Origin of the sequence: Vibrio sp. MA40-2, from assembly GCF_047302445.1 — a bacterium.
Classification (GTDB): domain Bacteria; phylum Pseudomonadota; class Gammaproteobacteria; order Enterobacterales; family Vibrionaceae; genus Vibrio.
Window position 1 is genome coordinate 2335318 of the sequence record NZ_CP178628.1, and the last position, 22039, is coordinate 2357356.

A 22039-nucleotide genomic window follows, 5' to 3' on the forward strand; every position below is an offset into this window, starting at 1 on the left:
TGGAATCTAACTAACCTGAATTCTAAATAGAGCCACATTGAGAAGCTTAGGTTATCCATAATTCAGGTTATCTGGGCTAGCGATTAGTAGCTCTCTGCTAGTTTGTTTCTTAAGGCTATTTCATCTGTATTAAACAAACTTACATCGATTCTCGCTAAATCATTGCATTCTTCACAAGAGTGATGACATTTACCATCTACATATTCATGACGAGTAAGTAAACTACGTTTGTTACACCAATCACAGTTGCCTTCGATACTTGACATTACATTCTCTCCAATAGTTTTGTTCTTATTTGTACGCAATCGAGACTATGCCATCGATTTAGTATGGTACTATTTTTAAGCGGGATTATGACATAAAACGCAATGAAATGTTAAATTTTTGTTACTTTTTGTTGATTGGTTGTTTCAAATAATGGCTGATGGTTTTCACGGCTGCGTTTAATCGTTGCATTTCTTCATCACTACCACCTGCATCCGGATGATAAATGCGGCTGAGTTTTTTGTATCTGAGCTTAATGTCTTTTTCGTTAGGCACGTAAGGTGCTCTAAAGCCTAAGACTGCGCAAGCGATGGTCAGGCTTTGTTCTTGCTTGCTTTTGTTTATATCATCTTGATTTTTTTTCAATCGAGAATGAGCAAGTGAAAGATGTTTCTGTAAAGTTTTGATTTTTTTACTTTGTTCCACAATCTGTAGATTGAGATTAGTTGCTTTGGTATTTTTGTTATTCCGGTATAACCGCTTTACAAAAATATAGAGTAGAGAGAAAAGAATAAATAGAGAAGTAATAAGGTAATTTGCGTTTAGGGTACTTGGCGTGTCTATTGCTGCTGGAATTGGTTGGTTTTTTAATTGGGCTAGGTCATCATCTATTTGCTGGTCAAGTACTGAGATGGATGCAACTTGTTTCGCTCTTCTATTATTAAATAGAGATTCTAGTACCCGCGCGTAACCTTGTTCAGACTCTGTTAGTTGCCGTTCGTTACCGATTAAATACCAATTTTTAGCTAATGAAAGGCTATTGTATGCTCCGTTGTTACCGAATTCGAATAAGTTTCCTAGTTCAGATATTGCCTGATTATTACCTTGTAAAGCGGCTCTCAGCAGCCAGTAATGAGCTTGTTCAGTGGCTTTGTCTGCTATTAATTGCTGAGCTAACTGAATTTGAGCTGTAGTATCGCCTGATTCTGCCTGTGCAATAAGTGCCTCATCGCTTGCTGCTGCCACTGACAAGGATATGGTGTTTAAGAAAAAATAAAGGCTGATTACGATGAACCGATAATGTCTCATTTAATCTATTGAGCCTCATTGTTTTAGTTTAGATAGTGCATTTTTTTATTTAAGCATTTTAGGCGTTTTTCCGCCGTCAACCGGACGGTTGACGGAAAGTTTTCTGCCTTTTTTGAGACCGACTTCGTAGTCTTTAGTGATATTTTTCATTGCGTCTCTAAGTTGTTGCTTAAAGGTTTCACGATCAATATTTTTAAATTCACGGTCAATGTAGTTATTGATTTTACTGTTTGAATCATCATCTGGTGCAATTTCAGGTAGTTTTTCTAGTGCACCTTCAACCCACCCAGAAACAAAAGAATTGACGCGTTTTGTCACTTCAGTGGTACTGGTTCCCGTGCCACTGAAGCTGTTTCTAAACTGTCCAGTGTGTTCATTCATTTCTCGATAAACAATATCAAAAGCAAAAGCAGCAAAAATTGCACGGTCTGCCTCACCAATAAATTCTACTCTCTTTAATCCTTTATGATTAAGCAGCACGGCTTCTACACCAAATTTAGTGTTAATACCTCTAATAACTCGCAAAATAGTCGAACTTATACTTGCGGGCAAAAGATGAGAAGATTGAGTCTTGCCCATTTTGATAAATTCAATATCGTCTTTATCTAGACCATATTTAATCATCAATCGATGAGCCATTTTTATTGCTTGAGCCGCTTCATTTACATTGGCTGAGTTACCTAGTTCTAGGCATTTTGCAATTTTCTTTAGGGCTTTCTGCTTATCCATGAACCTACTTTTTAGACAGGGCTTAAATTTTGAAAGTCGGTTATTTTACCTAGTTTTATCTAAGAGATAAAGCACACTTAACGTTTACAAGTAGACAAATTTGTAAATTAACGGTTTTTAATTCATCAACATACGTATGAGTTAATACAGGGTTAAATACCTAGTTCATCCAATAAATCATTCGCTGTATTATTGTCCACATCTTGTGTTGTTTTAGTAGAACTAACTTGTCGGTTTTGTTCTTGCTCGATAATCGAATCGGGACATTGATTTTCTTCTATCTCAAATTCTTCCATTTGAATAAATTCGGTTTTATCCATCGCGAGTTCCAGATAAAAGATATTGTTAGCTGCAGTAGAAAAGCTAACTCTTCTTGCTTGTGGACGATCTAAGTCTGTATCTACAGAAATTTTTACTTGCTTATTGATTGCCAGCATTTTCGGCTGGTTTTGGGTGATATTGGTTTTTAATTCATTACGAATTTTATTGGTGAAATCTCCTACCAGTTGATTGGTTAACTCTCCAAGAACATCGCCCACTTCATTTGAAGTGTGTAATATCGCGAGTTCTTCTTCCGGCATTCCCATATTTCTCATGTACTGAGTATAGATTTCTAATGCAGCTTGTGAGGTAAAGTTGATAATAACCAAGCCAGAAAAGCCGCCATCGAACAGAACAAAACAGCCAAAATCTGGACGCAGACAGGTCTTGTTGATTTTTTGTACCATTGCAGAGTATTGAATATTAGTATTAGTCGCGGTACTTAATACGCTGGAGACTGATTGACAGAGCTTAAGTAAAATATCTTCAGTTGTAACGACCTTGGTTTTTTTCATGATTTTTATTCTCATAATGTTTTGCAATAGTGAGTAATGATTATGAGCAAAAAGATTGCTTAGGTCACTAGGAATAGTGTTTTGTTCAATTGTCATATGATGTAAAGTGACAACAATCAAAATTTAACACTGTTAAAGCATATTGAGCGGTAGGAAACAGTGTAGTAAAGGGCAGGAAGCACCAATGTCTAGCAATGTAGAAAAAATAAATAATATAAACGAATCGTCTAATAATAATCAGCCTTTTAATGCAAAACTAACAACGACCAAATTACCTAGATTAGAGAATCAAAATAGTGTTGATCCTCTGGTTCTAAAGTATTTGAAATTGTTAGAGTCGCAAGGTTTCACTGGTGATATTGAATCTCAATATTCAAGTCGACTTGCGGTTGCTACTGACAACAGTGTGTATCAACAACTTCCTCAAGCGGTGGTACACCCTAGAAGTACTGAAGATGTGCGTTTAATTGCTAAATTGAGTAAACATTCAGATTATGACCGTATTACGTTTTCTCCTAGAGGCGGTGGAACTGGAACCAATGGCCAGTCGCTAACCAAAGGTATCGTCGTTGATCTTTCGCGTTATATGAATAAAGTTTTGGAGGTCAACCAAGAAGAAGGTTGGGTTAGAGTGCAAACTGGTATTGTTAAAGATAGTTTGAATGATGCTGTGCGCCCTTATGGTTATTTTTTCTCTCCAGATTTGTCTACCAGTAATCGAGCGACGGTAGGCGGTATGATCAACACTGATGCCTCGGGCCAGGGTTCATTGATGTACGGTAAAACGTCAGATCATGTTTTATCGTTGCAAGCGGTTTTTGCTGATGGGTCAATTTTTGAAACTGATCATTCTCGTGGTGAGCCGGAGGTGGGAGAGTATGCGCATCAAGCATACCAAGTGGCTGAAAAGGTGTGTCGGGATAAAAGACAGCAAATTGTTGACAAATTCCCGCCTTTAAACCGCTTTCTTACCGGCTACGACTTAAAGAATGCATTGAATGATCAGAATGAGTTTGACTTAACTCGAGTGCTTTGTGGATCAGAAGGGTCACTTGCATTTATTACTGAAGCCAAGCTTAACTTAACGCCTATTCCAAAAGTTAGAACCTTAGTTAATGTTAAATACGATAGTTTTGATTCGGCACTAAGAACCGCCCCTTTTCTGGTCAAAGCAAACGCTTTATCAGTAGAAACGATTGACTCCAAAGTACTTAATTTAGCTAAGCAAGATATTGTTTGGCATTCTGTGCGTGATCTGATTCTAGATGTACCAGATAAAGAGATGCTAGGGATCAATATTGTCGAATTTGCAGGAAATGATGACCAAGTGATTGCTCAACATGTTGATTCATTGGTCGAACAGCTAGAAGCAATGATGGCTAATCAAGAAAACGGTGTGATTGGTTATCAGGTTTGTGATGATTTAGCGAGTATCGGTCGAATTTACGGTATGCGCAAAAAAGCGGTCGGCTTACTAGGTGCAACCAAAGGACGAGCTAAACCAGTCGCCTTTACCGAAGATACTTGTGTTCCTCCAGAGAATTTAGCCGATTTTATTGTCGAGTTTCGTCAACTACTTGATAGTAAAGGCCTTTACTATGGAATGTTTGGCCACGTTGATACCGGTGTATTGCATGTGCGTCCTGCATTAGATCTTTGTGATCCGTTACAAGAAAGTTTGATGCAAGAAATTTCTGACCGTGTGGTTGTTCTTGTTGCCAAGTACGGTGGATTAATGTGGGGCGAACACGGTAAAGGATATCGCTCTGAGTACGGTCCTGCTTTTTTTGGTGAAGAGTTATTCCAAGAGTTACGTCGTGTTAAAACTGCTTTTGACCCGATGAATAAGATGAACCCCGGTAAGATATGTACTCCATTAGATAGTGCTGCAGAATTAGTCAAAGTAGGTGACACTAAACGTGCTTACTATGATAGGCAGATCAGCGTCCAAGTTCGGGATAGCTTTCAACAAGCTATGGAGTGTAATGGTAATGGTTTATGTTTTAATTACGACACTAGCTCACCAATGTGCCCATCTATGAAGGTTACCGCAGATAGACGACATTCACCCAAAGGGCGAGCAGGTTTAGTCCGTGAATGGCTTCGTCAGTTGACAGAGCAGGGGGTTGATATTCTCGATCTAGAAAACGATACATTGAGTAAGAGTCCTAGTATCAAAGTAATGATAGATCGAGTTAGGAATAGTTTGAATAAAAAACATGAGTATGATTTTTCTCATGAAGTTTATGAAGCGATGAATGGCTGTTTAGCTTGTAAAGCGTGTGGTACTCAGTGTCCGATAAAAGTCGACGTACCGAGTTTCCGTTCGCGTTTCTTAAATATCTATTATTCGCGTTATCAGCGTCCAGCTAAAGATTATTTGGTTGCTAATATTGAAACCATGCTACCGTTAATGGCAAAAGTACCGGTGGCAGTTAATGGTGTCCTGAGGCAAAAATGGGTGCAAAATTTAACAGCAAAAACGGTTGGTTATATTGATGCTCCACTGCTTTCAAAACCGACTTTAAAGCAGTACCTTGCGAAAACTGGCGGTATCAAATTTGATATGCAACAGTTGCAGAAACTGTCGTTACAACAACGAAACGATTATGTCCTTATTGTTCAAGACCCATTTACTTCGTTTTATGATGCTGATGTGGTTGCTGATTTTGTTGCATTGCTAGAAAGATTAGGTAAAAAACCGGTGTTATTACCATTTAAACCGAATGGAAAAGCACAACACATTAAAGGGTTTTTAAAACAATTTACCAATACAGCGAAAAACACATCGAGTTTTTTAAATGACGTGTCCGAGCTTGACATTCCGATGGTTGGTGTCGATCCTGCACTTGTGCTGTGTTATCGAGATGAGTATGTGGACATTTTGGGTGAGGACCGAGGTGAGTTCCAAGTTCTAAATTCGCATGAGTATTTGCTTAATCAACTGGATAGTTTCCCTGTGGGTAAACCCTCTCAGCTTGAACCATGGCACCTTTTTGCTCATTGTACCGAAAAAACTAGAATGCCTAATGCAGAAAAAGAGTGGCAAACCATCTTTAAGTTTTTCGGTGGCGTGTTAGAAACAGTTTCAGTCGGTTGTTGTGGCATGGCGGGTACCTTTGGCCATGAACTGGATAAATTCGAAATGTCGAAAGATATTTATAATTTAAGTTGGCAACCACAAATGCAGAATTTACCTAAAGAGCGCTGTCTCGTAACCGGTTATTCTTGCCGTAGTCAAGTTAAGCGTTTAGAAGGTGAAAAGATCAAGCACCCAATTCAAGCGTTGCTACTAATGGTTTAAGCTGTTGATGTTTTAACTTATTGATAGTAAAAGCTATTGACAGTTTAAAATGCTTATTACCTAGTGAATTTAGGCTTAAACACTCAACGTAGTCGAGGGAAAAATATGCGTGCACTTGAATTAAAAGTACCACCAGTCGTTGTCTTTTTATTGTGTCTTGTCGTTATGTATTGGATCAATACTATTTCAACTGTTTGGAACGTTTATTTACCTATGCCTTATATTGTCGGCGCTGTTTGTTTTTGTGCGTCTGGTTATTTTGGTTTAAGTGGGATAATGGAGTTTAGTAAGGCGAAAACTTCAGTCCATCCAGTTAACATGAATAAAACAACCGCGGTAGTAAATAGTGGGGTGTATAAGATAAGCCGAAACCCAATGTATTTCGGCTTACTATTGCTATTATTTGCTTTTGCTTATGTGCAACAAAACATACTGAATTTTTTGGTTTGTGCCGCATTTGTACTGTATATGAATAGATTTCAAATTTGCGTAGAAGAAAAACATTTACAGCAAAAATTTGGTGCTGAGTATCTGGATTATAAGAAAAAAGTACGACGTTGGATTTGAGTGATAGACTTTTTGCGCAATAGCTACGCGTTAAGCTTTCAGTGACATAAGATAAAATTTGGTGTAATACAGAAGAGCCAGCATGTTTGCTGGCTCTTCTGTATCGATAAGATAAAGAGTGTTATTGCTAAACTAACCGCTATGCATGTTACCCATTTCTACAAACTCATTACAAAATAACGGATTGAAACATTACGCTGCAATAGGATTTTGAGATAAGAACGCATCTTTGCAGGTATAGAAGTGAGTGACTAAGTTATCTACCGCGGTTTTGTCATATGGGCGCAATCCACTGGTCACTAAACGTTTCACACCTTTGCCAACGATGACACCATCTTCTTTAAATACAAAGTTAAGAGTAACGACGCCACGCTTGCCTTCGACTTCAAAATTGGTTTCTGATATTTCAACATCGGGGTGGTGAAGATCGAATCTATCAAACTCGACTTCCATACTTTCATATATAACCAATGGACGTTGACAATTAATCATTACATTTTTCTGTTCCATTAAAGGAACTAAAATATGTGGAAAATTCATACCAGAAAACTTAACGTATGTTTTAATTACATGTTCGATGAATTCTGAATCGTGGCTGACTTTTCCTTGTCGATTCATATGCAAGTATTGTTTGCCTTTGTCATCTACAAGAGCGCTTTCATTTTCGCATTTATGTTCTAATTTCAGAGCAATACCATCGTTAACCATGCCAGAGAAATCAAAGCGCATTTTTTGGCTGATACCTTCTTCTGTTAATAAAACAGCAAAAAGGAGATCACCTGGTACACAAAAGCGTTTATTATCTTCGTCGTGAATTGGATTAAAATCACCGGCTATCTTTTTAGCAAAGTGGCTGGCTTGACGACGAGTAAACTGAAACTGATTATTGGTTACTGAAACATAAGGAGATAGAAACATAATTCTCTGCTAGTGGCTAAAAACGCCACAATTATATACAATTTTTCAATGAAGATGGTCTAATCAGTCAATTTCATTTAAAAAACAATAAAACTCTAGTTTTTATTGTTTAAAATCAAACAGTTGAATTTTAATTTATTTCTTGGTTAATAACGAGTAATCACTGGTTAGTAGCCTTATCATTGGGTTTATATAGGTTTCGCTAGCTGAATCAGCTGAAATCGCAGGTAACTCAACCGTTACACACGGGGTATGGTTTTCTTGGCACCATGTCCCAAAAGAGCCAGGTGTTTCATAGCCGACATCTTTAACCACCGGCAGTGAAAATTGCTCTGACAACCAGAATGCTAAGGCACTGAAATATGGATCATCTATGCAAGAAAGCGGTTCGTGAAAACTCACCGTAAATTTGGGTTCGAGTTGATTTATCAACTCGATAAGCGCCTGAGTTTCCGGCTCTATTTTATTTGAACTTGCCGTCTTGATCACTACGTCTCTACTGCTAGCCAAGCTATTCCAGCGATACACAGTATCTTGGTGAAGTTGATTTTGGGTTGGAAAGTTTCGATTTAAATCGACGCAATTGGCATTAGACCGTGTTCCTAGCTGATTGCCATCAGGATTAATAGATAAAATGACATTATGCTGCAGTTGATTTGGTTCTATACTGCGAAGCGCACAAGATAACGTCGATATCGATGCGGTTTCATCGCCATGAGTGCCGGCAAAGATCAATCCAGCATTATCTGAGTTAGTTTGTGCTGGGAAATATAATAGAGGAGCGCCATAAACAGAGCGACCATATTGTATCGGTTCAATAAGAAGTGAGGCTCTATGATGACGAGGTCTTAGATTCAACATAATTTATCCTAAATATGTCAGGCTTAGCCTAAAAGTATCGATCACAAACTGATATATTTACTTTCGGCAAATTGTTGTAATTATATAAACAAATATTGTTGCAATTGCCTATCGATTTTAATTGATCGCTCATGTCTAAGTGTATCAATATTTAAGGAAAACCCATGAAAATAAAAAATAAAATATCTATGTCAGTGGTCGCAGGTGCGATTTTTTGTCTTTTAAATAATGCTTACGCAGCTAACGTGCCCGATGGCGTTGTACTCGCAGATACTCAAACCATAATAAGAGGCAATGATGCGGAAGCTGCGACCTTGGATCCACTAAAAGCAGAAGGAATGCCTGAGATTCATATTTTACGTGATCTATTTGAAGGCTTAGTTATTCAAGACCAAAACGGTAAAGTGATTCCTGGGGTAGCGGAGCGTTGGGAAAATAAAAACAACCAAACTTATACTTTTCATCTTAGAAAAGAAGCGCGCTGGTCTAATGGTGACCCTGTCACTGCGGAAGATTTTCTGTTTAGTTTACGCCGAGTAGTCGACCCTAGCTTTGCTTCACCTAATGCGTGGTATATCAAGCTAACAGAAATCAAAAATGCAAAAGCGATTATTGAAGGGAAAATGCCAATAGATTCATTAGGTGTAAAAGTATTAGATCCTTATACGATTAAGTTTGAATTAGAAAAACCAGTTCCTTATTTTATTGCAATGACGGCACATACCGCGATGATGCCGTTGCATCGTAAAAGTGTATTAGAGCATGGTGAAACTTGGGCAAGGCCAGAAACAATGATTTCTAATGGCGCATTTATCCTAGAAGAGTGGGTCATTAACGAACGTATTGAATTAGAAAGAAGTGACGCTTATTGGGATAGCAAAAACACCGTTATTAATCATGTCACGTATATACCGTTTGAAAATCAAAACTCTGCGCTAAACCGTTATAAGGCAGGTGACATTGATATGACGTCAGATGTTCCTGCTCAAATGGCAACCATGCTGCAAGATCAATATCCAGAAGACTACCGTGTAACACCATTGTTATGTACTTATTACTATGCTTTCAATACCGAACATGCGCCTTTTAATGATCCTAATGTACGCAAAGCTGCCGCTTATTCGATTAAACGAGATGTTATCACCAAAGGAATAACCAATGTTGGTAACGTCCCTGCATACACTTTTGCCCATAAAGATGTGGCTGGGTTTACAGCGACGATGCCAGAATATGGTTTATGGACACAAAACCAGCGCGAACAAGAAGCGGTACGATTAGCGAAAACGTCTGGGTTTGATAAAAACAAACCTATTGAAGGAACGCTGCTTTATAATACTAGTGAGAGTCATAAGACTATTGCCGTTGCAATCGCTTCTATGCTTAATAAAAATCTCGGTGCAGATATTACGCTCGAGAATCAGGAATGGAAATCATACTTAAGTGCTAGAAAATCCGGTGATTTTGATATTTTAAGAGCTTCATGGTGTGGTGATTATAACGAAGCCTCTACATTCTTGAGTTTGTTTACATCAGATAACGAAAGAAACTATGCGTTTTATAAAAATCCTGTTTATGACCAAGCGATCGCACAAGCCCAGTCGGCAACCGATGAAGTAGAAAGAAATAAATATTATGACCAAGCAGAGACGATTCTCGCAGAAGACATGCCAATAGCGCCAATCTATTTTTATATGCAAGCAAGACTAGTCAGACCAACTATTGGCGGCTTTCCGATGCATAATGCAGAAGGGCGAATCTATTCTAAAGATCTTTATGTTATGAAAAAATAACCGTGAGTAAAAAGCAGAGTAAGGTCTGATATGACGATAAATCAGAATTATTCTGCTTTCTCCCTATGCAAAGCGTTATTAAGCGAGTAAAATCCGTCGCTTGGTGAATATCCGGTATACGTATTACTGAGAGATATTCAGCAACTTTACCCAACTTTAAACAATCATGTGTTGCTTGGTACGCAACACCACTGTGAAGGAAATCTCATGCCTATAATCACTCTACCTGATGGTAGTCAACGTCAGTTTGATAACCCTGTTTCCACTATGGATGTCGCCGCTTCAATTGGTCCTGGTCTTGCTAAAGCAACGATTGCAGGTCGTATTGATGGTCATCGTGTTGATGCTTGCGACCTTATTGAGACAGATGCAAGTCTTGAAATCATAACGGCAAAAGATGAGCAAGATGGTTTAGAAATTGTACGTCATTCATGTGCACATCTTCTGGGGCATGCGATTAAGCAGCTATTTCCAGACGCAAAAATGGCCATCGGTCCAACCATCGATAATGGTTTCTATTATGATATTGATCTAGAGCATTCGCTGACTCAAGAAGATCTTGATGCTTTAGAAAAGCGTATGAAAGAACTGGCTAAAACCAAATATCAAGTGGTGAAACAGAAGGTAAGTTGGCAAGAAGCACGCGATGCTTTCGAAGCACGTGGTGAAACGTATAAGATTGAAATCTTGGATGAAAATGTTGCAAGAGACGACCGTCCAGGACTTTATCATCATGAAGAATATGTTGATATGTGTCGTGGCCCACACGTACCGCATATGGGGTTTTGTCAGCATTTCACATTATTAAATGTTGCAGGGGCTTATTGGCGTGGTAATAGCGATAATAAAATGCTGCAACGTATTTATGGTACGGCTTTTCATGATAAGAAAGCGCTTAAAGCGCATCTTACTCGTTTAGAAGAAGCAGCAAAACGAGATCATCGTAAAATTGGCAAGCATTTGGATCTATTCCACATGCAACAAGAAGCGCCAGGCATGGTCTTTTGGCACCATAACGGCTGGTCTATTTTCCGTAATCTTGAAGCGTTTATTCGTGCTAAATTAGATGAATATAACTATCAAGAAGTAAAAGGTCCATTGATGATGGATCGCGTTCTGTGGGAACGTTCAGGTCACTGGGATAAATACGCGGATGCGATGTTTACAACCAGCTCTGAAAACCGCGAATATGCGATTAAACCAATGAATTGCCCAGGACATGTGCAAATTTTTAATCAAGGTCTTAAATCGTACCGCGATTTACCCTTGCGTATGGCTGAATTCGGCTCTTGCCACCGTAATGAGCCGTCAGGTGCCTTACATGGCATAATGCGCGTTCGTGGCTTCACACAAGATGATGCTCATATCTTCTGTACTGAAGAGCAGATCCAAGATGAAGTAACCGAGTGTATTAAAATGGTATACGACGTATACAAAACGTTCGGCTTTGAAAATATAGAAGTGAAGCTTTCAACTCGCCCTGAACAACGTGTCGGGAGTGATGAAATTTGGGACCGCAGTGAACAAGCACTAACAGAATCTTTGGATAATCTAGGCATCAAATTTGATATCCAAGAAGGCGAAGGTGCATTTTATGGACCTAAAATTGAATTTACTTTACATGATTGTTTAGATCGAGCGTGGCAATGTGGTACAGTACAACTCGATTTCAACCTTCCAGGTCGATTAGGAGCAACTTACGTTGGTGAAAACAACGAAAGATTGGTTCCTGTAATGATTCACCGTGCAATATTGGGTTCTTTAGAACGATTTATTGGTATTCTTATTGAAGAGTATGCAGGATTTTTCCCAACGTGGTTAGCTCCTGAACAAGCTGTAATTATGAATATTACCGATAAACAAGCTGATTATGTCCAAGAAGTAGCAAATAAATTGCAAAAATCGGGAATTAGAGCAAAAGTAGACTTGAGAAATGAGAAGATAGGCTTTAAAATTCGCGAACACACTTTAAAGCGTGTACCGTATCTGCTTGTTTGTGGTGACCAAGAAATGGAAGCTGGTGAAATCGCAGTACGAACTCGTAAAGGTAAAGACCTTGGTAAGATTAAAGTTGAAGACTTTATAAGCAATCTTCAAGTTGAGGTTTCTACCCGTAAGCTTAATCTGGAGGAATAAACTATTAAAGGCGGAAGACGTGGCCAGCAAGTGGCCAAACCAAACCTGCACCGTTTAAACGGTGAAATTCGTGGCGTACGTGAAGTACGTTTGACTGGCGCAGATGGTGAGCCAGTAGGTATCGTAAGTCTTGCTGAAGCAATTACAGCAGCAGAAGAATCTGGAATGGATCTGGTAGAGATCAGTCCGAACGCCGAACCACCAGTCTGTCGAGTGATGGACTATGGTAAGTTCCTCTTCGAGAAGAGCAAAGCTGCTAAAGAGCAGAAGAAGAAGCAAAAGCAGATCCAGATTAAGGAAATAAAATTCCGACCTGGGACTGATATTGGAGACTATCAGGTAAAACTACGCAACCTGACGCGTTTCCTAGAAGAAGGCAACAAAGTGAAGGTAACAATTCGCTTCCGTGGCCGAGAAATGGCACACCAAGAGATTGGTGTCGATGTTCTTAAGCGTTTAAGAACCGATACAGAAGAATTAGCTGTTGTCGAGTCTTTTCCAACGCGTATAGAAGGTCGTCAAATGATCATGGTGTTAGCCCCTAAAAAGAAGTAATTAACGGCCTACAAGTAATCTAGTCTCGCAGCGACTATCGTTGCGGGATTTTATTCGCCCTAATTACTATGTTTATTAACGATGTTTATTAACGATTAAGTTAATTTAAACCTAACAATGCGGAGTTCTTCATCCATGCCAAAGATGAAAACCAACAGAGGTGCAGCTAAGCGTTTCAAGAAAACAGCTGGTGGCATCAAGTTTAAGCACGCGACAAAACGTCATATCCTGACTAAGCGTACTACTAAGAATAAGCGTCAACTACGTCCTAACGCAATCCTTCCTAAATGTGAAGTGGCTGGTGTTATGCGTATGATGCCATACGCTTAAATCTTTTTAGTTTAATTAATAGTTTAGGAGAGACATAATGCCTCGCGTAAAACGTGGTGTACAAGCTCGTGCATCTCATAAGAAAGTTCTAAAGCAAGCTAAAGGTTACTACGGAGCACGTTCACGTGTTTATCGTGTAGCTTTCCAAGCAGTTACTAAAGCTGGTCAATATGCATACCGTGACCGTCGCAATAAAAAGCGTCAGTTCCGTCAACTATGGATCGCACGTATTAACGCTGCTTCTCGTCAAAATGGTCTATCTTACAGCCGTTTCATTAACGGTCTAAAGAAAGCATCTATCGAGATCGATCGTAAGATCCTTGCTGACATCGCAGTATTCGATAAAGCTGCTTTTGCAGTTTTAGTAGAAAAAGCGAAAGCTGCTCTTTAATTAGAACAGTGAATCAGACTTGAAAAAAGAGACCTTAATTGGTCTCTTTTTTTGTTCTATGGTTTTTATTTTTTATCTATATATTCAATCAGGATTCTGGTTATCCGGCTATCAACTGCTTTTGCATTGAAATATGCTCGATATTTGCTTCGGTATACTGTTCACCAAAACAACTAAAACCTAATTGGGTATAAAAAGATTCGGCATGTAACTGAGCACCTAAATAGAGTCTTGGGTAATGGTTTTCAACAGCAAATCGTTCTAATGCACTAATAACTTGTTTGCCATAACCTAGTCCTCTATGACTACTGAGTACGGCGACTCGTCCAATGTGCCCATCATCTAATAATCTGCCTGTTGCGACAGGGGTTTCATTATCGTAAATAAGAGCGTGGGTAGCGAACGAATCAAGTCCGTCAAAATCAAGAGTCGAATCCACCTTTTGCTCTAAGGTAAAGACAGAATGTCTAATATGACGGATCAGTGGTTCATATTCCGCAACGAATTTTATACAGATAGCGTTATTCATGGTTAGTCTTGTTTATTAGTTATTGTGCAATCCTATCAAAACAGCTCAAGGACGGCCAAAATTTATTAAAATTCAAAATTAATTTAGTTTTAAGCGTCGAATAAGGTAGATTCGATTTGGCTTTAACTCGTTGTTTGATTACTATGTGTAGTTATTCAGTTATATACATTGGGCGTGTTGATTTTTCAAAGTAGTAATCTACTTCGAAAGAACAAAACGCCTTTATTATGGACACTACCGAAAGGTAGATGAGGAAAAAATGCAACATCTACAAGAGATCATTGCTAACGCAACGTCAGCTATTAATAGTGCTGAATCGTTAGTCGCGCTTGACGAAGTGCGCGTTCAATTTCTAGGAAAAAAAGGGGAGCTGACCAGTCAACTTCAAAGCCTAGGTAAACTCCCTCCAGAAGAGCGACGTACCGCTGGACAAGAAATCAATAAAGCCAAAGGTGTTGTTCAACAATCGATTGCCGCACGTAAAGATGCGCTGCAACGTGCAGAACTAGAAGCAAAATTAGCTGCAGAAACGATTGATGTAACTTTACCTGGACGCCGTATCGCTAATGGTGGGGTTCATCCTGTTACTCGTACTATTGAGCGAATTGAAAGCTTTTTTGGTGAATTAGGTTTTACAGTTGAATCTGGTCCTGAAGTTGAAGATGATTTTCATAATTTTGATGCGCTAAATATTGCCGATGATCATCCAGCTCGTACCGATCATGATACGTTTTTCTTTAATCCTAAGTTGATGCTTCGTACTCATACTTCAGGTGTACAAATCCGTACGATGGAAGAGCGTCAGCCTCCATTGCGCTTTATTGCACCTGGCCGTGTATATCGTAACGATTACGACCAAACGCATACACCAATGTTCCATCAAGTAGAAGGTATGCTTGTAGACGAAAATGTTAACTTTGCTCAACTTAAAGGGATTCTAAATGATTTCCTTTGTAATTTCTTTGAAGAAGATTTAGAAGTTCGCTTCCGTCCTTCTTACTTTCCTTTCACAGAGCCTTCAGCTGAAGTTGACGTCAAAGGTAAAAATGGCAAATGGTTAGAAATTCTAGGCTGCGGTATGGTGCATCCAAATGTACTTCGTAGTGTTGGAATTGACCCAGAAAAATATTCAGGCTTTGCCTTTGGTATGGGAGTAGAACGTTTAACGATGCTACGTTATGGCGTAAATGATCTTCGAGCGTTCTTCGAGAACGATCTTCGTTTCCTTAAACAGTTCAAGTAATTCAGAGGCAGTCGAACAATGAAATTCAGTGAATCTTGGCTACGTGAGTGGGTAAACCCTGCTGTAACAACTGACGAGCTAACACATCAAATTACTATGGCTGGTTTGGAAGTTGATGACGTTCTACCAGTCGCCGGAACCTTTTCTGGTGTTAAAGTGGGCAAAGTTGTTGAATGTGGACAACACCCTGATGCCGATAAACTTCGTGTAACAAAAATTGATATTGGTGAAGATGAGCTTCTTGATATCGTGTGTGGCGCGCCTAATTGTCGTGAAGGTATAAACGTTGCCGTTGCAACCGTGGGTGCGGTACTGCCGGGCGATTTTAAAATAAAGAAAGCCAAACTTCGTGGTCAACCATCGCATGGCATGCTGTGTTCGTTTTCGGAACTTGGTATTGATGTTGAATCTGATGGAATAATGGAGCTGTCAACCGATGCTGAAATCGGTAAAGACTTCCGTGAATTTTTAGATCTGGAAGATGTAACCATCGATGTAGACTTAACCGCTAACCGTGCCGATTGTTTTAGTATTCGTGGTTTAGCAAGAGAAGTCGGAGTGTTGAACCGAGCAGAAGTTGAATCGCCAACTTTTGACGTAGTCAACCCATCAATTGATGATACTGTTTCTATTGATGTTAAAGCAGAAGATGCTTGTCCGCGCTACCTTGGTCGAGTTATTAAAGGTGTCAATGTACAGATTGAAACACCTATTTGGATGCAAGAAAAATTGCGCCGCTGTGGTATTCGTTCAATTGATCCTGTTGTTGATATCACTAACTATGTTTTGCTGGAACAAGGCCAACCAATGCATGCTTTCGATTTGAGTAAAATCGAAGGTGGTATTGTCGTTCGTTTGGCAGAGCAAGGTGAAAAATTAACTCTATTAGATGGCAATGAAGCGGAATTAAATAGCGATACGCTGCTTATTTGCGACCATGAGAAGCCGTTAGCAATTGGCGGTATTTTTGGTGGCGAAGGTTCTGGTGTTACAACCGAAACCAAAGATATTTTATTGGAGTGTGCCTTTTTCTCACCGGATGCGATCCGTGGCCGTGCTCGTAGCTATGGTCTGCATACGGATGCTTCGATGCGTTATGAGCGAGGAGTTGATTATACTCGTCAAACTGAATGCATGGAACGTGCAACACAATTGTTGATTGATATTTGCGGTGGTCAAGCTGGGCCGATTGCAGGTTTTGAATCTGATCAGCATCTTCCTACCGCTAACACGGTTTCACTTCGCCGCTCCAAGTTAGATTCTCTTCTTGGGCATGAAATTCCTTCTAGCGATGTAGTGGAAATATTATCTCGTTTAGGTTGTGAAGTAACCGAAGTTGCAGAAGGATGGACAGCAATATCGCCGGCTTGGCGTTTTGATATCGCTATTGAACAAGATTTGATTGAAGAAGTTGGTCGTATTTATGGCTACGACAATATTCCAAATCAAGCTCCAATCGCTGGACTGAGCATGAATCTGCACAAAGAGGTAAATCAACCTCTTAAGCGCGTTCGCGACCTTTTAGTTGACCGTGGTTACCACGAAGCTATTACCTATAGTTTTGTTGAACCAGAGCAACAAAAATTAGTTGTTCCAGAAGTTGAACCATTAATTTTGCCATTTCCAATATCAGCAGATATGTCAGCAATGCGTCTTGGCTTAATTCAAGGCTTATTAAATACTGTTGTACATAACCAGAAGCGACAGCAACCGCGTGTTCGTTTATTTGAATCCGGTTTAAGATTTATCCCAGATGAAACGGCAGAAAACGGAATACGTCAAGAGTCGATGCTTGCTGGCGTATTAGCTGGAAGTCGTAGTGAGGAACATTGGGATATCGAGAATACAACTGTCGATTTTTATGACTTGAAAGGCGATTTAGAAGCGATTCTTGAATTGACAGCTAATGAGAAAGCGTACAGCTTTGCTGCAACAAAGCACCCGGCACTTCATCCAGGGCAAGCGGCAGCAATTATTGTCGATGGTAAAGAAGTCGGTGTTATTGGTACGGTTCATCCTGAGTTAGAGCGCGCATTTGGCTTAAATGGTCGCACGGTTGTATTTGAGGTTGAATGGTCGGCGATTAATACTCGTGTTTTACCTGAAGCGGTGGCAGTATCTAAATTCCCTGCTAATCGTCGTGATATAGCATTAGTGGTTAGTGATGAAATATCTTCAGGAGAGGTAGTCAATGCTTGTCTTCAAGCTGGCGGCGAATTCTTAACAGAGGCCAAATTGTTTGATGTGTATGTAGGCAAAGGGGTAGAGGATGGCAAAAAAAGCTTGGCGATTGCTTTAACTCTTCAATCTAAACAACGCACATTGGAAGATGCAGATATCGCGGGTTCGGTTGACGCAATTGTAGCGGCTGTTGCAAATCAGTTTGGTGCTGCACTGCGCGTTTAATGTGAATACCACATTGTATTAAAAAAGGGCTCTTAAGAGCCCTTTTTACATTATATTTTTATAACCTATTCATTAATAAGTCGAATTCATTTAGAAACAAAGATATTAATCAAACATATCTGACGTTACTAAGATCACGCCTGTTTCCGAAATGGTGTATTTTTCTGCGTCTTCAGCTGGGTTTTCCCCGATGATTGTTCCGTCAGGAATTTTACAGCCTTCACCAACAATAACTTTAGTTAATCTACAGTTTCTACCTATTTCTGAATTTGGTAAAAGAATACTATCTTTGAGCTTAGAATAACTATGTACGCGAACATTTGCTGAAACCATACAATGTTCTAAGTGAGCACCAGAAATGATAGTGCCAGCGGAGAGTACCGAATCGACGGCATAGCCGCGTCTCCCTTCATCATTGAAGACAAACTTAGCACCAGGTCTTTGTGATTGATTGGTGATAATAGGCCAGTTATGTGAATAAAGATCTAATTCAGGATCAGGTGATAGTAAATCCATAGTTGCCGCAAAGTACTCATCAAGGTTACCTACATCGCGCCAGTATGCTGTTTTTCCAGGATGTCCTTCTTGGGTAAATACGTAACCACAAACCTTCGCTCGACCAAGTAAGCCTGGAATAATGTTATGTCCAAAATCGTGGTTATATTTAGGGTCTTCTAAAGATTTGACTAATTCTTCTTCCAAGATATCAGCATTAAAAATATAAATACCCATCGATACAAGTGATTGAGTTGGATCGCTAGGATCTGCCGGTGGGTTTTCTGGTTTTTCTACGAAAGTTGTAATTTCACCCGTTGCATCTAAACCCATAACACCGAAAGAAGAGGCTTCTTCTATTGGTTTATGGATACATGCTACTGTTACCGCAGCGTCATTTTCGACATGAAAATTAAGCATGCGAGAATAATCCATCTTATAAATATGGTCGCCACCAAGTATAAGTACACGTTTTGTATTTTGTCTTTTGATAAGGTCAAGATTTTGATAAACAGCGTCGGCAGTACCACGATACCAGTCACTACCAGTTCTTTGTTGGGCTGGAACAATACGTACTCCTTCACCCATTGCTGGAGAAAGAATTTGCCAACCATCTTGAAGATGGTCAATTAAATCTTGTGCCATATATTGTGTTAATACACCCACTTTTCTGACGCCGGAATTGATACAGTTTGAGAGAGTAAAATCGATAATTCTAAATTTACCACCAAAGGAAATAGCCGGCTTAGCATTATTGCTAGTTAATTGTTTTAATCGTGTTCCTTTTCCGCCGGCTAAAATTAGCGCACTTGTTTCACGCACAAGTTGGTTGGTATCAGCGTGTGAATAATTGTTACTTGCCATATAGTTAAAGCCTTATAGGTAATGTATTAAAATTGGCGATGTTGTTTATTATTAAGGGGGCAACACCGTCATTACTAAAGTACTATTATTATCAACATTTCTATGTCGATTGGGTCACTGATTTGTTAAGAGATAGGGTGAGTTTTCAATCTTTTGATATTCATCACTAAATATTAGCACTAAATTATTTCGTTCGGTCGAAAATGTTTTACTGCAGTATTATCATCGGTTAATTGTTGTTCGTTAAATATTCAATTTTTGTATGCTAGCTAATTTTATTTAAATTTTTTATTAAAAGTTGTTGCAAGATCATGAAATGATTGAAAAAATACAAAAATTTTACATTGATCGTCTTTGGTGGTTTATTTGACTGCTTTTTTGTGTTTTTTAAATATTTATAGTTGATTTTTGATTGTTTGTTAGTTTTTATAACTGATGAAAATGTGGAGAGTTAGCGGTAAAACAACCTCTACTTGAGTGTTTAGTTAATAAATGAAATAAAAAAATTAGCCAAAATCATAAGGTTGGCTTACACTTCTTTTGATGTCGCCGATATTTTACATCGGTAAAGCACTATCCAATTTGGTGTTACTTAATTGTAGCAATATTTAATACAGCTTTGAGGGAAGTTTTTATGGCGCTCACAAAGGCCGATTTGGCTGAGAACCTGTTTGAAAAACTTGGATATAGTAAGCGAGATGCCAAGGAAACGGTAGAAGTGTTTTTTGAAGAAATTCGTAAAGCACTCGAAAATGGTGAACAGGTTAAGCTCTCTGGATTTGGAAATTTTGATTTACGAGAAAAAAGTGAAAGACCTGGTCGAAACCCAAAAACTGGCGAAGACATACCAATTTCCGCTCGACGGGTGGTTACATTCCGTCCTGGGCAAAAATTGAAAGCTCGAGTTGAAAATATCAAAATCGAGAAATAGCCTTTAATGAAAGACCACATTTAAGTGGTCTTTTTTATTTTATGCTGCTTTTATTTTCGTTGTGATATACGGTTGCCAAGCATCATGATACAAATTAATCGATTGTTGGCGCAATTTGTTTATTCGTGCTTGTTCTAATTGGTTTAGCATACCATTGCTTGCGACCGCATTTCGTTCAATATGCTGAATTTGTTCATACAATTCATGTTCTGGACCGTTTTTCACTTTTGCGATGTCGGCAAGGTGGAGTTGCACTTCTGCGATGATCTTAGTCTTGGGTAATTCTACTAGTATATTTAAATCACGGTAACCAGAAGGAGCCGGATTTTTAAAGCGATTTTTCACACTGACAATCTTGGTTTGATTCTCAAGTAATTCAAACGTTGTGACTAAATCTTCGATGTCGTTGGTGACAATCGTTCCTCTCGCCAAATCAGTGATCCTGCTTACCTCATTAGACAAATCTGTTTTTATTTTGGTTTGAGCTCTTTGTTGTGATTTTACTCCGGAGAAAAGCGCCTGTGAGTTTGTTTGCAGCGCAACACTTTTACAGATGGTTTCTAGTTCGTATTGGGCTTGATGAGCTTTAGAATAGAGCGTATTGAAATCTGAGTAAGGTTGGCGTGCTGAAAGACGAAAAGAATTTATACCGTACAGTCCGCTTAAACTGTGTTTGAACAGTTTTGAGTTAATTTGGTTCTGAGTTTGGCTTCGTTGTTGGTTATCGTTTATAGGCTCAATAGAGGCAAAGGCGGGCGCCCGGCTAAATACCAGTAAGGTGAGAATAGTACGTAACAGTACGTTCATTAAAGCTCCTTGGATTGATGACGTTTGGTAAAATGTGAACTCTAAAGGTCAAACGTATTATTCAATCAAGTGTGCATTTTTGTAGTCGAAACAATTTGTACTCGTTATGTTTTATATCTTAGGGCATTTTTAGTATTTTCAATTGTTCTTTGCACAAATTTACAATCAGTGAGAGATCAATCACATATACAATTTCTTTATGTTACTTGCTTTCTGTACATGATTTAGAGACAGTATTGCGACTTGTTGTTATTAATATTTGGTTGTTATGAGAGATAAAGAATTTTGGCATCATAAGTGGGCGTCGAATCAGATAGGTTTTCACTTAGATGATGTTAATCCATTGCTGATTAAATTTTGGGAAAAGGTCGAGCCTAAAACGACTGATAAAGTGTTATTACCACTTTGTGGTAAAAGTGAAGATCTTATTTGGCTTGCACAAAGGCATGAGTCTGTACAAGGTGTTGAAATTAGTGATATAGCCGTGCGCTCTTTTTTTTCTGAGCATTTTTATACCCCAATGGTCGTAAAGTTAGATGCATCTCATGAGCTGTATCAGTTTGATGAATTATCTATTTATGTAGGCGACTTTTTTACATCTCCAATAGAGAATGTCGACATTGTATACGATCGTGCGGCATTAGTTGCTCTACCTGAGGATATGCGAGAAGAGTACGTTAATCGATTGAAAACGGTGCTTAACAAAGGTGGTAGAATATTATTAGTGACGTTAGATTATGTGCAAGCAGAAATGTCAGGTCCTCCGTTTAGTGTTGCGGAAGTGGAGTTAAGAAGATTATTTAGTGAGTACAAGCTGACATTACTTAATCGGGATGACGCTGATGATATGCACCCTAAAATAGCTAAAAGTGGCTTGAGTCGATTTGCTGAGTTGGTGTGGTTAATTGAAGATGATAGTTAGTGTTTAAAGCCCATTATTGAATAAATATAAACTGAAGATTAAGCATTTATACAAAACAGTGACAACAAAAATGGGCTTGAATTTGAGTCCATTTTTGTTAGTAACTATTAGTGAGTTATATAATTCTATACT

General features: G+C 38.9%; 20 protein-coding genes. 11 read left to right on the forward strand and 9 right to left on the reverse strand.

The features are described from left to right. Positions 1–83: 83 nt before the first annotated feature. The 4 genes from ACLKML_RS18230 to ACLKML_RS18245 all read right to left on the reverse strand — a co-directional run bounded on the left by ACLKML_RS18230 (position 84) and on the right by ACLKML_RS18245 (position 2858). The gene (locus tag ACLKML_RS18230) at positions 84–266 is read right to left on the reverse strand and encodes a hypothetical protein (RefSeq protein ID WP_413284397.1); all 183 of its coding nucleotides are present in this window, start codon (positions 264–266) and stop codon (positions 84–86) included. A 121-nt stretch (positions 267–387) separates the two neighbouring features. Next, the gene (locus ACLKML_RS18235) at positions 388–1236 is read right to left on the reverse strand and encodes a hypothetical protein (protein ID WP_413284398.1); all 849 of its coding nucleotides are present in this window, start codon (positions 1234–1236) and stop codon (positions 388–390) included. A 102-nt stretch (positions 1237–1338) separates the two neighbouring features. After that, the gene (locus ACLKML_RS18240) at positions 1339–2022 is read right to left on the reverse strand and encodes a DUF2786 domain-containing protein (RefSeq protein ID WP_413284399.1); all 684 of its coding nucleotides are present in this window, start codon (positions 2020–2022) and stop codon (positions 1339–1341) included. 152 nt (positions 2023–2174) lie between these two features. Beyond that, positions 2175–2858, reverse strand: a complete 684-nt coding sequence (locus ACLKML_RS18245) for a DUF3334 family protein (protein ID WP_413284400.1) — start codon at positions 2856–2858, stop codon at positions 2175–2177. A gap of 184 nt (positions 2859–3042) precedes the next feature. Between ACLKML_RS18245 and ACLKML_RS18250 the strand changes: the two genes are divergently transcribed. Together ACLKML_RS18250 and ACLKML_RS18255 are read left to right on the forward strand one after the other, a co-directional pair. Beyond that, complete coding sequence (locus ACLKML_RS18250; protein ID WP_413284401.1) at positions 3043–6162, forward strand: FAD-binding and (Fe-S)-binding domain-containing protein; 3120 nt, start codon at positions 3043–3045, stop codon at positions 6160–6162. 105 nt (positions 6163–6267) lie between these two features. Continuing rightward, entirely contained in the window at positions 6268–6729 is a 462-nt protein-coding gene (locus ACLKML_RS18255; protein WP_413284402.1) for a methyltransferase family protein, read from the forward strand. 192 nt (positions 6730–6921) lie between these two features. On the opposite strand, the gene ACLKML_RS18260 is transcribed toward ACLKML_RS18255, so the two are convergent. Together ACLKML_RS18260 and mpaA are read right to left on the reverse strand one after the other, a co-directional pair. Beyond that, positions 6922–7647 (reverse strand): DUF3581 domain-containing protein, encoded by a 726-nt coding sequence (locus ACLKML_RS18260; RefSeq protein ID WP_413284403.1) that lies wholly within the window; start codon positions 7645–7647, stop codon positions 6922–6924. 135 nt (positions 7648–7782) lie between these two features. Then, positions 7783–8505, reverse strand: a complete 723-nt coding sequence (mpaA, locus tag ACLKML_RS18265; RefSeq protein ID WP_413285927.1) for a murein tripeptide amidase MpaA — start codon at positions 8503–8505, stop codon at positions 7783–7785. Between the two features lie 191 nt (positions 8506–8696). On the opposite strand from mpaA, the gene ACLKML_RS18270 reads away from it, so the two are divergent. The 5 genes from ACLKML_RS18270 (at position 8697) to rplT (ending at position 13710) form a co-directional block, all read left to right on the forward strand. Then, a complete protein-coding gene (locus ACLKML_RS18270) occupies positions 8697–10298 on the forward strand; it encodes a peptide ABC transporter substrate-binding protein (RefSeq protein WP_413285928.1) in 1602 nt (533 codons plus the stop codon). Positions 10299–10505: 207 nt separating this feature from the next. Further along, positions 10506–12434: a threonine--tRNA ligase gene (gene thrS / locus ACLKML_RS18275; protein WP_413284404.1), complete on the forward strand. Its 1929-nt coding sequence runs from the start codon at positions 10506–10508 to the stop codon at positions 12432–12434. 30 nt (positions 12435–12464) lie between these two features. After that, the gene (gene infC / locus ACLKML_RS18280; protein WP_317716667.1) at positions 12465–12989 is read left to right on the forward strand and encodes a translation initiation factor IF-3; all 525 of its coding nucleotides are present in this window, start codon (positions 12465–12467) and stop codon (positions 12987–12989) included. Between the two features lie 135 nt (positions 12990–13124). Further along, positions 13125–13319 carry a 50S ribosomal protein L35 gene (gene rpmI, locus ACLKML_RS18285; protein ID WP_317716668.1) on the forward strand — a complete coding sequence of 65 codons (195 nt, stop codon included), beginning with the start codon at positions 13125–13127 and terminating at the stop codon, positions 13317–13319. 37 nt (positions 13320–13356) lie between these two features. Then, a complete protein-coding gene (gene rplT / locus ACLKML_RS18290; RefSeq protein ID WP_171754615.1) occupies positions 13357–13710 on the forward strand; it encodes a 50S ribosomal protein L20 in 354 nt (117 codons plus the stop codon). A 100-nt stretch (positions 13711–13810) separates the two neighbouring features. Here rplT and ACLKML_RS18295 read toward each other — a convergent pair whose 3' ends face one another. Next, positions 13811–14239, reverse strand: a complete 429-nt coding sequence (locus ACLKML_RS18295; protein ID WP_413284405.1) for a GNAT family N-acetyltransferase — start codon at positions 14237–14239, stop codon at positions 13811–13813. Between the two features lie 259 nt (positions 14240–14498). On the opposite strand from ACLKML_RS18295, the gene pheS reads away from it, so the two are divergent. Beyond that, complete coding sequence (pheS, locus tag ACLKML_RS18300; protein WP_317716671.1) at positions 14499–15482, forward strand: phenylalanine--tRNA ligase subunit alpha; 984 nt, start codon at positions 14499–14501, stop codon at positions 15480–15482. An 18-nt stretch (positions 15483–15500) separates the two neighbouring features. Next, positions 15501–17888, forward strand: a complete 2388-nt coding sequence (gene pheT / locus ACLKML_RS18305) for a phenylalanine--tRNA ligase subunit beta (protein ID WP_413284406.1) — start codon at positions 15501–15503, stop codon at positions 17886–17888. Between the two features lie 105 nt (positions 17889–17993). Here the strand turns inward: pheT and glgC are convergent, their stop codons facing one another. Then, positions 17994–19247, reverse strand: coding sequence for a glucose-1-phosphate adenylyltransferase (glgC, locus tag ACLKML_RS18310; protein WP_413284407.1), 1254 nt, complete (start codon positions 19245–19247; stop codon positions 17994–17996). A 634-nt stretch (positions 19248–19881) separates the two neighbouring features. On the opposite strand from glgC, the gene ihfA reads away from it, so the two are divergent. After that, positions 19882–20178 carry an integration host factor subunit alpha gene (gene ihfA, locus ACLKML_RS18315; protein ID WP_195703195.1) on the forward strand — a complete coding sequence of 99 codons (297 nt, stop codon included), beginning with the start codon at positions 19882–19884 and terminating at the stop codon, positions 20176–20178. A gap of 39 nt (positions 20179–20217) precedes the next feature. On the opposite strand, the gene ACLKML_RS18320 is transcribed toward ihfA, so the two are convergent. Beyond that, positions 20218–20985 (reverse strand): RelA/SpoT domain-containing protein, encoded by a 768-nt coding sequence (locus ACLKML_RS18320; protein WP_413284408.1) that lies wholly within the window; start codon positions 20983–20985, stop codon positions 20218–20220. A 268-nt stretch (positions 20986–21253) separates the two neighbouring features. Here ACLKML_RS18320 and ACLKML_RS18325 point away from each other — a divergent pair, with 268 nt between their 5' ends. Further along, entirely contained in the window at positions 21254–21907 is a 654-nt protein-coding gene (locus tag ACLKML_RS18325) for a thiopurine S-methyltransferase (RefSeq protein WP_413284409.1), read from the forward strand. The last annotated feature ends 132 nt before the right edge of the window (positions 21908–22039 follow it).

What these genes read in the sequence shown, in the direction of transcription:
- ACLKML_RS18240 (WP_413284399.1), bottom strand. Translation starts at nt 2,022, where the DNA reads ATGGATAAGCAGAAAGCCCTAAAGAAAATTGCAAAATGCCTAGAACTA.
- ACLKML_RS18295 (WP_413284405.1), bottom strand. Translation starts at nt 14,239, where the DNA reads ATGAATAACGCTATCTGTATAAAATTCGTTGCGGAATATGAACCACTG.
- ihfA (WP_195703195.1), top strand. Translation starts at nt 19,882, where the DNA reads ATGGCGCTCACAAAGGCCGATTTGGCTGAGAACCTGTTTGAAAAACTT.
- pheS (WP_317716671.1), top strand. Translation starts at nt 14,499, where the DNA reads ATGCAACATCTACAAGAGATCATTGCTAACGCAACGTCAGCTATTAAT.
- rplT (WP_171754615.1), top strand. Translation starts at nt 13,357, where the DNA reads ATGCCTCGCGTAAAACGTGGTGTACAAGCTCGTGCATCTCATAAGAAA.
- ACLKML_RS18255 (WP_413284402.1), top strand. Translation starts at nt 6,268, where the DNA reads ATGCGTGCACTTGAATTAAAAGTACCACCAGTCGTTGTCTTTTTATTG.
- glgC (WP_413284407.1), bottom strand. Translation starts at nt 19,247, where the DNA reads ATGGCAAGTAACAATTATTCACACGCTGATACCAACCAACTTGTGCGT.
- ACLKML_RS18320 (WP_413284408.1), bottom strand. Translation starts at nt 20,985, where the DNA reads ATGAACGTACTGTTACGTACTATTCTCACCTTACTGGTATTTAGCCGG.
- ACLKML_RS18250 (WP_413284401.1), top strand. Translation starts at nt 3,043, where the DNA reads ATGTCTAGCAATGTAGAAAAAATAAATAATATAAACGAATCGTCTAAT.
- ACLKML_RS18230 (WP_413284397.1), bottom strand. Translation starts at nt 266, where the DNA reads ATGTCAAGTATCGAAGGCAACTGTGATTGGTGTAACAAACGTAGTTTA.
- ACLKML_RS18270 (WP_413285928.1), top strand. Translation starts at nt 8,697, where the DNA reads ATGTCAGTGGTCGCAGGTGCGATTTTTTGTCTTTTAAATAATGCTTAC.
- rpmI (WP_317716668.1), top strand. Translation starts at nt 13,125, where the DNA reads ATGCCAAAGATGAAAACCAACAGAGGTGCAGCTAAGCGTTTCAAGAAA.
- ACLKML_RS18325 (WP_413284409.1), top strand. Translation starts at nt 21,254, where the DNA reads ATGAGAGATAAAGAATTTTGGCATCATAAGTGGGCGTCGAATCAGATA.
- ACLKML_RS18260 (WP_413284403.1), bottom strand. Translation starts at nt 7,647, where the DNA reads ATGTTTCTATCTCCTTATGTTTCAGTAACCAATAATCAGTTTCAGTTT.
- ACLKML_RS18245 (WP_413284400.1), bottom strand. Translation starts at nt 2,858, where the DNA reads ATGAAAAAAACCAAGGTCGTTACAACTGAAGATATTTTACTTAAGCTC.
- pheT (WP_413284406.1), top strand. Translation starts at nt 15,501, where the DNA reads ATGAAATTCAGTGAATCTTGGCTACGTGAGTGGGTAAACCCTGCTGTA.
- thrS (WP_413284404.1), top strand. Translation starts at nt 10,506, where the DNA reads ATGCCTATAATCACTCTACCTGATGGTAGTCAACGTCAGTTTGATAAC.